Raw genomic sequence first — 11,943 nt, 5'->3', positions numbered from 1 at the left:
CTCAGAAAGTGTCCACCTTCTCGACACTGACGAACATGCCGTGTCCGGTGCCGTTGTTGGAGAAGCGGGTGCCTTCTTTGGTTGCGACGATGGTCCAGCCCTGTGCGTCATACGTCTTGTAGTCGATCGTGACGGTGGGGATGGCACCCAGGTTGCCGAGCACCCACTGCACGTTTCCGTCGGAGGTGATGTGGACGCCGTTGGCGTGCTCACCGTCCTTCAGAGGTGAGTTGGTGAACGGCGCTTCGCAGCCGACGCTTTCCTTGTTGATCTGGCAGCGCGTCATGCCCGACTTGGTCTCGATGAAGACGTAGCCGTTCTGGTCGGGTTTGAGCGTGATTGTGCCGGGCGCCGGGTTGGTCGACGGAGGGTTGGTGGGCGGCAGCGCGATGGGCGTAGTCGGTGCCGCCGGGGCAGAGGCGCTGGGTCTGGGCGTCGGGAACGTAGGTTCGGCCGGACCCCGGCCACCTGGGCTGGCCACCGGCCTGCCGTCGATCGTGGTGCTGCATCCGGCGATCAGCACGGTGACGGCGAGCGGAACCCACCCAGCCTTCTGCAAAAACCGCAACGCACTACTCCCGGGGACATCTGATATCAGAAGTCAGATTACGCACGGGAAGACCCGAGTCATCGCAGTGACGCGCGCTTGGAACGGCGCCGATGGCAAAGCGTTACCCGGCGTCGGCTTCGGCCTCAGCATCGGCTTCGGCCTCGGCTGCGGCGTCACGCACCCGGCCCCGCACCACGAACCAGCCGCCGATCAAGGCGGGGACGCCGAACGCCATGGCGGCCAGCATCCAGCGCCCGTACACCTTGTCGAACAGCATCAACACCAGCACACCGGCCAGGAAGGCGAGCGTGACCCACCCGGTGTAGGGCGACAGCGGCATGCGGAACGCCGGGCGCTCCACTTCCCCTGCTTTGGCCAGTTGGTCGAACCGTAGCTGACAGGCAACGATCGTCGCCCAGGCCACGATGACGCCGGTCGCGGCGATGTGCAGCACGATCTCGAAGGCGTGTTTGGGAGTCACGGCGTTGAGCGCGATGCCGAACAGGCCGATCCCGGCGGTCAGCAGAATGCCGCCGAACGGCACGCCGTTCTTGGACATCGGCGCGGTGAACTTGGGGCCGCTGCCGTTGATGGCCATCGACCGCAGGATCCGTCCGGTGGAATACAAGCCGGCGTTCAGGCTCGACAGCGCCGCGGTGAGCACCACCAGGTTCATCAGGTCGTCGCCCCACGAGATACCGAGTTTGTTGAAGAACGTCACGAACGGGCTCTCGCCGTCCTTGTACGCGGTGTAGGGCAGTAGCAGGGCCAGCAGCACCGTCGACCCGATGTAGAAGACCGCGATCCGGAATACCACCGAGTTGATCGCCCGCGGCATGACTTTCTCCGGCTCCGCGGTCTCGCCGGCCGCGATGCCAACCAGTTCGATTGCGGCGTAAGCGAATACCACTCCTGAGGTGACGAGCAGCAGTGACAGCGGACCGGTCGGCAGCAGGCCGCCGTTGCTGCTCCACAGCGACCACCCGGTGTCGTGGCCGTCGACTTTGAACCGGCCGACAAGGAAGACGGTGCCCACGATCAGAAACGTCACCAGTGCCAGCACCTTGACCAGGGCGGCCCAGAATTCCAGCTCACCGAACAGCTTGACCGAGATCAGGTTCATCGACACGACGACGACCAGCGCGATCAGCGCCAGTGTCCACTGCGGGACGACCTGAAACACTTTCCAGTAGCGGCAGTACTGCGCGATCGCGGTGGTGTCCACGATGCCGGTCATCGCCCAGTTCAGGAAGTACATCCAGCCGGCGGCGAAAGCTACCTTCTCGCCGAAGAATTCACGCGCGTATGACACGAACGAACCTGACGACGGCCGGTACAGCACCAGCTCACCGAGGGCGCGCAGGATCAGGAACACGAAGACGCCGCAGATGCCGAAAACGATGAACAACCCCGGGCCGGCCGACGCGAGCCGCCCGCCGGCGCCGAGGAACAACCCGGTTCCGATCGCGCCGCCCAGGGCGATCATCTGAATCTGCCGGTTCTTGAGCGCCTTGTGGTAACCCGCGTCCTCGCGGTCCAACGCGCGCGCGGGCGCTGCCATCGCGTCAGGCTATCCCACCCTCAGCGCGCCGGCAGTTCACAGCCCCAGCAGGCGCTCGGCGTTTCGGTGGCTGATGGCGGCCCGCTCGTCGTCGGTGAGTGGCAGCCGGTCGAGGAAGCCGCGTGCGGCGGTCATGGACCCGAAAGGGTGATCGGTGGAGAAGGCCACTCGGTCTACCCCGATCTGGGCCATCAGGTTGGCGTAGGTGGCCTCGTTGTTGAAGTTGGCGAACGTATAGGTCAGGTTCTCCCGCAGGTAGGAGCTGACCGGACGCCGCAGACCGGTCAGCTCCGGGCGCAGTGTGGCGTCGAATCGCGGCACCATGAAGGGCAGCGCCTCTCCCATGTGGCCGATGATGACCTGCAGTTCGGGGTGCCGGTCGAACACGCCGCCGAGGATGAGGCGCAGCACGTGGGTGCCGGTGTTGATGTGCCAGCCCCATCCCACCGTCGCCAGCGCGAAGGTCACGTCTTCGGTGAACCCGGCGTAGCAGGATTCGACGACGGCCGGGGGCGGAACGGTCGGGTGCAGATAGATCGGAACCCGCAGGGCCGCGGCGCGGTCGAGGACCGGCTCGAAGTGCGGGTCGTCGAGATAGACGCCCCGGCAGTGGCCGTTGACCACCGCGCCGACGAAGCCGTTGCCGATCATGCGCTCGAGTTCGGTGGCCGCCGCGTCGGGCTCGCTGATCGGCAGGGTGGCGAAACCCGCCAGCCGCTCTGGATACCGCTGTACGGCCGCTGCGAGCTCGTCGTTGCAGCTTCGGGCCAACCGGATGGCCGCCGGACCGTCGAGCTGCTCGACGCCGGGGGCGACCAGGGACAACACGGCCACGTCGATGCCGGCGCTGTCCATGGCCTTGATGCGGGTCTCGCCGAGGTCGACGAGCGCCTCGCAAATGGTGGGTTGCGATTTCAGCCAGCTGCCCGGTCCGCTCAGGAATGGCGTTGTGGCGTAGTGCTCTTCGAGTGCGATGGTGCGCATCATGCCTCCGATACCCGCGCGGGCCCACCGCGGGATGCGCGGCCGGCACGGCCCCGACCGCTACCCGCGAATCGGTGCTCTTCGCATCGCGATAAGCAGCGCATTTCGGTGACCTCCACCGGGCCGAAGGTACGCCGGACCCTGCGATCACTGCCAGCGAAATTTCTTGATCGACACCAGCACAAATGGTGATAATTCCTGGGTGGAACTGCGTCAGCTGGAGTACTTCCTCGCTGTTGCGGACAATCTGAGCTTCACCCGGGCGGCCAAACGGCTACACGTCGTCCAGTCCGGGGTGTCGGCGACCATCCGGGCGCTGGAACGCGAACTCGGTGCCGACCTGTTCATCCGCGGGCCGGCCGGGGTGCGCCTGACACCGGCGGGTGAACAGCTGCGGCCGCACGCCCGCGCCACCCTCGACGCCGCCTCGGCCGCCAAGGACGCCGTGCACGCCACCCGCGGCGCTGTGCGGGGCACCGTCACCGTCGGCACGCTGACCTCGATCAACGTGATCGACCTGCCCACTGTGCTGGCAGACTTGCATGCCCGTCACCCCGAGGTTCGGGTACAGCTGCGCGCGGCCCGCGCCGGCACGACGGGGCTGGAACGGCAACTGCGTGACGGGGATCTGGACATCGCCTTCCTCGTCTTTCCCGGCGACGTGCCGGCCGGCCTGAACGCGCAACTGGTAGCCGCCGTCAAGCTGCACCTGGTGGTGCCCGCCGACCATCCGCTGGCCACCGGTTCGTCGGTGACACTGGCCGAACTGGCCGGCATGTCGTTCGTCGACGCGCCGCCGGGGTACGGCACCAGGATCGTCATCGACAAAGCGTTCGCTGCCGCCGGGGTGGACCGGACGGTCACCCTGGAGGTCGCCGATCTGGGCACCGCGGCCGCCTACATCCGCAACGGGCTCGGCATCGGGTTTCTGAGCTGGACCATTCTCGACGACATCGACGACGACGGTCTGGTGACCGTGCCGGTCGCCGACCACGAGCTGTGTTGGCGGCTCTACGTCGCGACGTCGGCCACGCGCCCGGCGAGCGCGGCGGTCCGGGCGCTGCTGTCGCTGATCGAAGAGCGAACGTAAGCGATGCGCCATGGCGAGGTGCGCAATCTCGGTCCGATCGCCGGGACCGGCGCCCGCGGTGGTGTGCCCGGCATCGGCGCTGCCGACCTGGGCGAGGTCGTTCAACTGCCCGGTGGGTCCTATGTGGCCGTGTTCGGGGATTCGTTCGGCGGCGACCGGGTGGGCACCCACCCGCACTACCCGTCCGTGGCGGTGCCGGTGACCTTCGACGCCGCCGGCCACCCGCACTTCGGTGCGCCGCTCACCGGGCCGCGCGGTAGTCCCAACCCGCTTTTTATCCCGCCTCGTCAGGCGCGCGGCATGAACACGTTGCCCGCGGGCAGCGTGCTGGTCGGCGGCCGGACGTACATGCTGGTGGTCGGTACCGAGGACCTGCGGGCCAGGGGCGGGTCGTGGCTGGTGGAAGTCACCGATCGCCCGGCCGACGGCTGGAAGCCGGTCAAAGGTTCCTGGCGTCCCGGCAGCTACGCCGACAGTGGCCAGTCGCAGATCAGCGGTTACCAGGCCGCCGACGGTTATGTGTACATCGTCGCCGATGCCTTCGACCGCAGCCGGGGCGTAACGCTCTACCGGGCTCACCCCGATGCGTTCACCGACCGCTCGTCGTGGCGACCCTACGTGCGCGGCGACCATGCAGCCTGGGGCCGGCCGGGACGGGCCCCAACTGTCATCAGCCCCAACAGTTTCGGCGAGCTGAGCTTCCGGGAGGTCGACGGTTGCGCAGTGCTGGCAGGATTCAACGTGCGCAGTGGGCCCGATGGGACGGTGGAGGTGTGGGTCGCGGACAGGCCCACCGACATCTTCAGCGCGGGCGTTCGAACGGTGCTCATGCAGCAGAGCGACCCGGCCGGCCCGAACTTCGTAGCCCAGAACTATGGCGGCTACATTGTTCCCGGATCCACTCTGGGCCGGATGAAAATATTTGCCAGTCAATGGAATACGCAGGCCGACGGGCACGGCGTGCCGGTCGGGGCGCCCTACAACACCCAGCTGGTCCTTGCCAATGTCAGCCGTCGGCGGCCGCTCTGAGCGTGTGGGCGGCCGTGCCGAACATGGTCTGTTTGATCGCACCCAAGGTGCCGCGGTCCTTGGCGCCCAGGGGGCGCAGCATTTCCAGCGCGGCGGTCGTTACGGCGCCCTCGCCCGCGGTGGCGTCGACGATACCGCTTGTCGCCGCGTCGGTTCCGCCGAAGCGCCGTCCCGTGGTCATGGAGGCGACCGCGGCTTGCGGGGTGAGCTTGGCCTGGATCAGCGCGGCCATGCCGTCGGTGAACGGAATGTTGATGTCCGCTTCGGGGAAGCAGAAGAACCCGCGGTCGTCGCGCATCACCCGGAAGTCGTGGGCAACGGCCAGCATCGCCCCGGCGCCGAATGCGTGACCGACGATCGCCGCCGCGGTGGGCATGGGCAGCGTGAGCATCCGTGCCAGCAGATCCTGGACCCGGCTCACGTACCACTGGGTTTGGTCGCCGTGCGCGAAGAGCCAGTCCAGATCGAGCCCGTTGGTGTAGAACTTTCCGGTCGCGGTGGTGACCAGGGCGTGCGCGCCACCGGCTTCGATCTCATCGAGGTGGTCATTGATGTCGTCGAGAAAGCTTGGGGAGAAACGATTCTCGTCGTCGCCGAGATCGAGGATCGCGATCTTCTCGTCGTAGCGCAGGCTGATCACTGGTTCTTCCTTTCGGAGTGCGGTCTTTCGGGTTGGCGTATCGGTGGCTCGATGTGCAGCACGGCGCGCACCGCGGCGCGCAGCTGTTCGCGCGCCGTCGTGCTGCCCAGGCGGTCGCGGCGCAGCAGGATCGCGGTCGGCAGGTCGACGATGCAGATCGTGATCGCATCCACCGCGGCGGCGTCCTTGCGGTCCCAGACCGCGCGTGCCAGCCGGATCATCAGGTCGACCAGCCGCGCTTCGAGATCCCTTATCTCAGCGATGATTTCGGCCGGTAGATCGGGATCGATCAGCTCTTCCCGCGGTAACGTCAGCAGCAGCCGGCACGAGTCCGGGTGCTGCTCGGCAAAGGCCGCCGGTGCGTCCGCGGCGGCCGCCACTGCCTCGAGGCCGGCCTGGGGGTCCGGCGCCGACAAGGCCGCGTCGACCAGTGCGTTCTGTGCCTGCAGGAACCGGCGGCCCGCCCGCAGCCAGGCCTGGGCCAGCAGGCCCGCCCGCGAACCCCACGTGTGATACAGCGCGCCGTTGGAGACGCCGACGGCCGAACCGATCGCCCGGATGGTCACTGCCGCCGGTCCGGAGGCGACGGCCAGCGACTCGACGGCATCGAGCACCGTATCCGGGTCGTGGACTCGGGGGCGCGGCATGACCGGCATAGTAACAGAGCAAATGCTCTAATACTCTGGCGGGGCGGGGCGGGGCGGGGCGGGGCGGGAGCCGGGATCGGTGATCAATCGCGGGAAAATGGGTAAACAACGCCGATCATGATTAGTCGATCGGAGTTGCCGCGCGGCCGCGGCGCGGCCGGCCTCACGGGGCCAGCCGGATGAGCGCCATGGGTGTCGCGGAAGATCATCCCGAGTTCATCACACTCAACCTCCACGACGCCTCGCACCCGGCCGACGTGTCCGCGCGGCAGGTTGAGCTCGAACTCGGTTGGGGCCGAATCATATTCGGCCAGACGTTCGCCGATTCAGCCGCGCTCGTCGAAGCGCTGCGCAACGAGGCGCCGGGACGCCGGGATGTGTGTATCTACGCGCGCGAATCCCACATCGTGGTCGCGCAGGCGCCTACCGAACTGTTCATCGACCCCAGTCACACCTACCGGCTGCGCTTCGCCGAGCACACGGACTCGGCCACTGCGCCGCAAGGTGTCACGGTGCGCACCTTGCGGTCCCCGGCCGAGGCCGACGCCATGAACCGCGTCTTTGTGCGCTGTGGGATGGTTCCAGCGCCGGTCGAGACGATCTGGCACAACCATCTGCACGTCGACGCGGTGACGTACCTGGTGGCCGTGCGCGACGACGACGGTGCGGTGATCGGCACCGTCACGGGTGTCGACCACGAGGCTCTTTTCGCGGATCCCGAGCGGGGCGCGAGCCTGTGGACGCTGGCGGTCGACCCGGCCGCTGCGCTGCCGGGCATCGGGCAGGCGTTGACCCTCGCCATGGCCGACCGGTTCCGCGAGCAGGGACGGGCCTACCTCGACCTCTCGGTCGCCCACGACAACGACGCCGCGATCGGCCTGTACGAGAAGATCGGTTTCCGCCGCGTCCCGGTGCTGGTGGTCAAGCGCAAGAACACCATCAACGAGCCGTTGTTCACCTCGCCGCCGGAAACCATTGACGACCTCAACCCCTACGCGCGGATCATCGCCGAAGAGGCCCTCCGCCGTGGCATCCGGGTCGAGATCCTGGATGCCGAGACCGGTGAAATGCGCCTCACTCACGGCGGGCGCAGCGTCGTCACCCGCGAGTCGCTGTCCGAGTACACCTCGGCGATCGCGATGTGCCGGTGCGATGACAAACGGCTGACCCGGCGTCTGGTGCAGGCGGCGGGTATCGAGGTTCCGCCGGCGCGGCTGGCCACTTTCGACGAGGACGACTACGCGTTCCTCGACGAGATTGACGAGGCGGTGATCAAACCGTGCCGGGGGGAGCAGGGCAAGGGCATCACCGTGGGGGTGACTGCCGGCCAGGGTCCCGAGGCGCTCGCCGCGGCGTTGGCGCGGGCCCGGGAGCAGGACCCGGAAGTGCTGATCGAAAAGCGGGTGCATGGCGACGACCTGCGGCTGGTGGTGATCGACGGCCGGGTGGTGGCGGCCGCGTTGCGGGTGCCGCCTGAGGTCATCGGCACGGGTAGGCACAGTGTGCGCGAGTTGATCGAGGCCGAAAGCCGGCGGCGTTCTGCCGCCACCGAAGGCGAGTCCCGCATCCCGCTCGACGACCTCGCGCGGGAGACGGTCCGCAACGAAGGCTGGCAGCTGGACGATGTGCTGCCGGAGGGCACGGTGCTGCGGGTGCGCGCCACCGCCAACCTGCATCAGGGCGGGACGTTGCACGACGTGACCGGCACGGTGAACGAGGAACTGTGCCGGGTGGCGGTCAATGCGGCCGACGCCATCGGGATCCCGGTGGCCGGTATCGACCTCCTGGTCCCCGACGTCTGTGCCGCCGACTACTCCTTCATCGAGGCCAATGAGCGGCCGGGATTGGCAAACCACGAACCGCAACCGACGGTGGCGTCGTTCGTCGACTTCCTGTTTCCCGGCCAGCCCCGGCCGCCGCTGCCGTGGACTCCGGAAGAGTCGCGCTCGAATTCCTAAGCGCTGACCGGTTCAGCGGTGGTGGGCTGCTCGCGCCGCCTGCGGCTGCGCACCATACCGATAGCCGCCAGCACCAGGCAGATCGTCGCCGGAACGACAAGAGCATGGCCGCCGATGCGGGCACCGGCCATCAGGCCGACGACCGCGCCGGTGAGGAACAGCAACAACGTCGCGGAGAGGATTGCCGCCTTCCACTTGTCGATGCCCTCCTGACGGCTGCGGCCCAACATGAGCCCCAGGTCGGTGACGGTGCCGGTGAAATGGGTGGTGCGGACCGCCATCCCGCGAAAGCTGGAGGTCAGCCCGTTCTGCAGACCGAGCGCGGCGGCGGCCAGAAAAGCCTGTACCGCGGTCTGCTCGATGCCGGATCCCAGGATCAGGGACTTGACGTCGGACTCTTCGATGCCGGCGGCGGCCAGCAGCAGCAGTGAGGCCTGAATCGACAGCACGGCGGCGTGCCGATTGCCGATCGGCATCCGCTTGGAGGCAAGCAGCGCTCCCGCGATGGCGGCCCCGATCAGGAACCCCAGCAAGATCGCGAACAGGACGTGGCTTTCGTATCGCCAGGGGTGGGCCCGGTCCATGCCGATCTGGGTGGTGATTCCGGTCAAGTTGCCCACCGGGACGGCCATGATGAGGATCGCCACCGCGTTGACCCAGCCTGCATTCATCGCCAGCAGGGAGCTGTAGGCAAGCATGCGACTGTTCGCTGACATGATTCGCTTCCCCCCAAAAGCTGTCTCTTCGCCGAGTCTAACCATCGGGTCACCTGGCGAAACGCCGCTTCCTGCCGCTTTCATAGAGCTCGCATAGGACCCGGGGAACAAACTCCGCGGCGACACCGTTAGCATGATCGACAAGTTGAGTGAATCAGACTCAAGTCTGGGTTGACAGCAGAGCGTCCACCGGAGCAGTCTTGAGCGGGGTTCACTCAGCATAGTGCAATACAGATGCTCTACACATTCAGGAGGAATCACTATGGCTCGTGCGGTCGGCATCGACCTCGGGACCACCAACTCCGTCGTCTCGGTTCTGGAGGGTGGCGACCCCGTCGTCGTCGCTAACTCCGAGGGCTCGAGGACGACTCCTTCCGTCGTCGCGTTCGCGCGCAACGGCGAAGTTCTGGTTGGCCAGCCCGCCAAGAACCAGGCGGTCACCAACGTGGACCGCACCATTCGCTCGGTCAAGCGGCACATGGGTACCGATTGGTCCATTGAGATCGACGGTAAGAACTACACCGCCCCCGAAATCAGCGCCCGCGTGCTGATGAAGCTCAAGCGCGACGCTGAGGCATACCTGGGCGAGGACATCGCGGACGCGGTGATCACCGTGCCCGCTTACTTCAACGACGCCCAGCGTCAGGCGACCAAGGACGCCGGCCAGATCGCCGGCCTCAACGTGCTGCGCATCGTCAACGAGCCGACCGCGGCCGCGCTGGCCTACGGCTTGGACAAGGGCGAGAAGGAACAGACCATCCTGGTCTTCGACCTCGGCGGCGGCACCTTCGACGTCTCGCTGCTCGAGATCGGCGAAGGTGTGGTCGAGGTACGTGCCACCAGCGGTGACAACCACCTCGGTGGCGACGACTGGGACCAGCGCGTCGTCGACTGGCTGGTGGAGAAGTTCAAGGGCACCAGCGGCATCGACCTGACCAAGGACAAGATGGCCATGCAGCGGCTTCGTGAAGCCGCCGAGAAGGCCAAGATCGAGCTGTCCAGCTCGCAGAGCACCTCGATCAACCTGCCCTACATCACCGTGGACGCGGACAAGAACCCGTTGTTCCTCGACGAGCAGCTGACCCGGGCCGAGTTCCAGCGCATCACCCAAGACCTGCTGGACCGTACCCGCAAGCCGTTCCAGTCGGTGATCGCCGACGCCGGCATCTCGGTGGGCGACATCGACCACGTGGTACTGGTCGGCGGTTCGACCCGTATGCCCGCGGTCACCGAGCTGGTGAAGGAGATGACCGGCGGCAAGGAGCCCAACAAGGGCGTCAACCCTGACGAGGTCGTCGCCGTGGGTGCTGCGCTGCAGGCTGGTGTCCTCAAGGGTGAGGTGAAAGACGTTCTGCTGCTTGACGTCACACCGCTGAGCCTGGGTATCGAGACCAAGGGTGGCGTGATGACCAAGCTCATCGAGCGCAACACCACCATCCCCACCAAGCGGTCGGAGACCTTCACCACGGCCGACGACAACCAACCGTCGGTGCAGATCCAGGTCTACCAGGGTGAGCGCGAGATGGCGTCGGCCAACAAGCTGCTCGGCAGCTTCGAGCTGACCGGCATCGCCCCGGCTCCGCGCGGTGTGCCCCAGATCGAGGTCACCTTCGACATCGACGCCAACGGCATCGTGCACGTCACGGCCAAGGACAAGGGCACCGGCAAGGAGAACACGATCCGCATCCAGGAGGGCTCCGGCATCTCCAAGGAAGAGATCGACCGGATGATCAAGGAGGCCGAGGCGCACGCGGACGAGGACCGCAAGCGTCGCGAGGAGGCCGACGTCCGCAACCAGGCCGAGACGCTGGTCTACCAGACGGAGAAGTTCGTCAAGGAACAACGAGAAGCCGAGGGCGGCTCGAAGGTTCCCGAGGACACCTTGAGCAAGGTGGAAGCCGCGGTCGGCGAGGCCAAGGCGGCCCTGGGTGGCGACGACATCAGCGCGATCAAGTCGGCGATGGAGAAGCTGGGCCAGGAGTCCCAGGCGCTCGGGCAGGCGATCTACGAAGCGGCCCAGGCCGAAGGTGGTGCCGCCGGCGGCGGTCAGCCCGGTGGCGGGTTTGACCAGGGCGGCTCGGACGACGTCGTCGACGCGGAGGTGGTCGACGACGACCGGGAGTCCAAGTGACCGACGAGTACCCACAGGAACCGGTGACGGTCACCGACAAACGGCGGATCGATCCCGAAACTGGTGAAGTACGGCAGGGCTCTCCCGGCGCTCCGGCGCCGGGAGAGCAGGCTCCCGGCGATTCATCGGACAAGGTGGCGGAGCTGACCAAAGACCTGCAACGGGTTCAGGCGGACTTCGCCAACTACCGCAAGCGTGCGATGCGTGACCAGCAGGCCGCGGCCGACCGCGCCAGGGCCGCCGTGGTCGGCGAACTGCTGCATGCGGTGGACGACATCGAGCGCGCGCGCAAGCACGGTGATTTGGAATCCGGTCCGCTCAAGGCCGTGGCCGACAAACTGATGAACGTGTTGACGGGACTGGGGCTCAAGCCATTCGGTGAAGAAGGCGAGGACTTCGACCCCGTGCTTCACGAAGCCGTGCAACACGAGGGTGGCGGCGGTCCTGACTCCAAACCGGTGATCGGCACCGTGATGCGACAGGGCTACCAGCTCGGTGAGCACGTGCTGCGCAACGCGCTGGTGGCTGTCGTCGACACCGTCGCCGACGGATCCTCCGGGCAGAACCCGGGCGATGCCGATACAACCGGGCCGGCCGACACGAGCGACAACGCCGACGGCTCCGGTGACTAATTCCC

At 67.0% G+C, this 11,943-nt stretch carries 11 protein-coding genes; 5 read left to right on the top strand and 6 right to left on the bottom strand.

The window, feature by feature from the left end; all coding sequences use genetic code 11:
* Position 1 precedes the first annotated feature (1 nt).
* The 3 genes from QXK92_RS16325 to QXK92_RS16315 all read right to left on the bottom strand — a co-directional run bounded on the left by QXK92_RS16325 (position 2) and on the right by QXK92_RS16315 (position 3,095).
* On the bottom strand, positions 2 to 568 hold the full coding sequence (locus tag QXK92_RS16325) for a hypothetical protein (protein ID WP_306242863.1): 567 nt from the start codon (positions 566 to 568) through the stop codon (positions 2 to 4).
* Between the two features lie 103 nt (positions 569 to 671).
* Positions 672 to 2,111, bottom strand: coding sequence for an amino acid permease (locus QXK92_RS16320; RefSeq protein WP_306242861.1), 1,440 nt, complete (start codon positions 2,109 to 2,111; stop codon positions 672 to 674).
* A gap of 36 nt (positions 2,112 to 2,147) precedes the next feature.
* The gene (locus tag QXK92_RS16315) at positions 2,148 to 3,095 is read right to left on the bottom strand and encodes an amidohydrolase family protein (RefSeq protein ID WP_306242858.1); all 948 of its coding nucleotides are present in this window, start codon (positions 3,093 to 3,095) and stop codon (positions 2,148 to 2,150) included.
* Positions 3,096 to 3,297: 202 nt separating this feature from the next.
* Here QXK92_RS16315 and QXK92_RS16310 point away from each other — a divergent pair, with 202 nt between their 5' ends.
* Positions 3,298 to 4,185: a LysR family transcriptional regulator gene (locus QXK92_RS16310; protein ID WP_306242856.1), complete on the top strand. Its 888-nt coding sequence runs from the start codon at positions 3,298 to 3,300 to the stop codon at positions 4,183 to 4,185.
* Positions 4,186 to 4,188: 3 nt separating this feature from the next.
* On the top strand, positions 4,189 to 5,214 hold the full coding sequence (locus QXK92_RS16305; protein ID WP_306242854.1) for a DUF4185 domain-containing protein: 1,026 nt from the start codon (positions 4,189 to 4,191) through the stop codon (positions 5,212 to 5,214).
* Here the strand turns inward: QXK92_RS16305 and QXK92_RS16300 are convergent.
* Positions 5,192 to 5,851, bottom strand: a complete 660-nt coding sequence (locus QXK92_RS16300) for an enoyl-CoA hydratase-related protein (RefSeq protein ID WP_306244476.1) — start codon at positions 5,849 to 5,851, stop codon at positions 5,192 to 5,194. The genes QXK92_RS16305 and QXK92_RS16300 overlap by 23 nt on opposite strands.
* Complete coding sequence (locus tag QXK92_RS16295) at positions 5,851 to 6,501, bottom strand: TetR/AcrR family transcriptional regulator (protein ID WP_306242852.1); 651 nt, start codon at positions 6,499 to 6,501, stop codon at positions 5,851 to 5,853. Before QXK92_RS16295 ends, QXK92_RS16300 begins: the two co-directional genes overlap by 1 nt.
* Positions 6,502 to 6,680: 179 nt before the next feature.
* Here QXK92_RS16295 and ngg point away from each other — a divergent pair, with 179 nt between their 5' ends.
* Positions 6,681 to 8,459: an N-acetylglutaminylglutamine synthetase gene (gene ngg / locus QXK92_RS16290; RefSeq protein WP_306242850.1), complete on the top strand. Its 1,779-nt coding sequence runs from the start codon at positions 6,681 to 6,683 to the stop codon at positions 8,457 to 8,459.
* On the opposite strand, the gene QXK92_RS16285 is transcribed toward ngg, so the two are convergent.
* Positions 8,456 to 9,175: a YoaK family protein gene (locus tag QXK92_RS16285; RefSeq protein ID WP_306242848.1), complete on the bottom strand. Its 720-nt coding sequence runs from the start codon at positions 9,173 to 9,175 to the stop codon at positions 8,456 to 8,458. The genes ngg and QXK92_RS16285 overlap by 4 nt on opposite strands.
* Positions 9,176 to 9,437: 262 nt before the next feature.
* On the opposite strand from QXK92_RS16285, the gene dnaK reads away from it, so the two are divergent.
* Together dnaK and grpE are read left to right on the top strand one after the other, a co-directional pair.
* Positions 9,438 to 11,306: a molecular chaperone DnaK gene (gene dnaK / locus QXK92_RS16280; RefSeq protein ID WP_306242846.1), complete on the top strand. Its 1,869-nt coding sequence runs from the start codon at positions 9,438 to 9,440 to the stop codon at positions 11,304 to 11,306.
* A complete protein-coding gene (gene grpE, locus QXK92_RS16275; protein ID WP_306242844.1) occupies positions 11,303 to 11,938 on the top strand; it encodes a nucleotide exchange factor GrpE in 636 nt (211 codons plus the stop codon). The genes dnaK and grpE overlap by 4 nt, the downstream gene beginning before the upstream one ends.
* The last annotated feature ends 5 nt before the right edge of the window (positions 11,939 to 11,943 follow it).

This window comes from Mycobacterium sp. TY815 (assembly GCF_030755135.1).
Taxonomy (GTDB): Bacteria; Actinomycetota; Actinomycetes; order Mycobacteriales; family Mycobacteriaceae; genus Mycobacterium.
The sequence above is the reverse complement of the archived record's forward strand: the minus strand, read 5'-3'. Positions and strand labels throughout refer to the sequence as shown.

Bases quoted from the DNA above. Each gene is read 5' to 3' on its own strand.
- QXK92_RS16320 (WP_306242861.1), bottom strand. From the start codon at position 2,111: ATGGCAGCGCCCGCGCGCGCGTTGGACCGCGAGGACGCGGGTTACCAC.
- ngg (WP_306242850.1), top strand. From the start codon at position 6,681: ATGAGCGCCATGGGTGTCGCGGAAGATCATCCCGAGTTCATCACACTC.
- QXK92_RS16315 (WP_306242858.1), bottom strand. From the start codon at position 3,095: ATGCGCACCATCGCACTCGAAGAGCACTACGCCACAACGCCATTCCTG.
- QXK92_RS16305 (WP_306242854.1), top strand. From the start codon at position 4,189: ATGCGCCATGGCGAGGTGCGCAATCTCGGTCCGATCGCCGGGACCGGC.
- dnaK (WP_306242846.1), top strand. From the start codon at position 9,438: ATGGCTCGTGCGGTCGGCATCGACCTCGGGACCACCAACTCCGTCGTC.
- QXK92_RS16295 (WP_306242852.1), bottom strand. From the start codon at position 6,501: ATGCCGCGCCCCCGAGTCCACGACCCGGATACGGTGCTCGATGCCGTC.
- QXK92_RS16285 (WP_306242848.1), bottom strand. From the start codon at position 9,175: ATGTCAGCGAACAGTCGCATGCTTGCCTACAGCTCCCTGCTGGCGATG.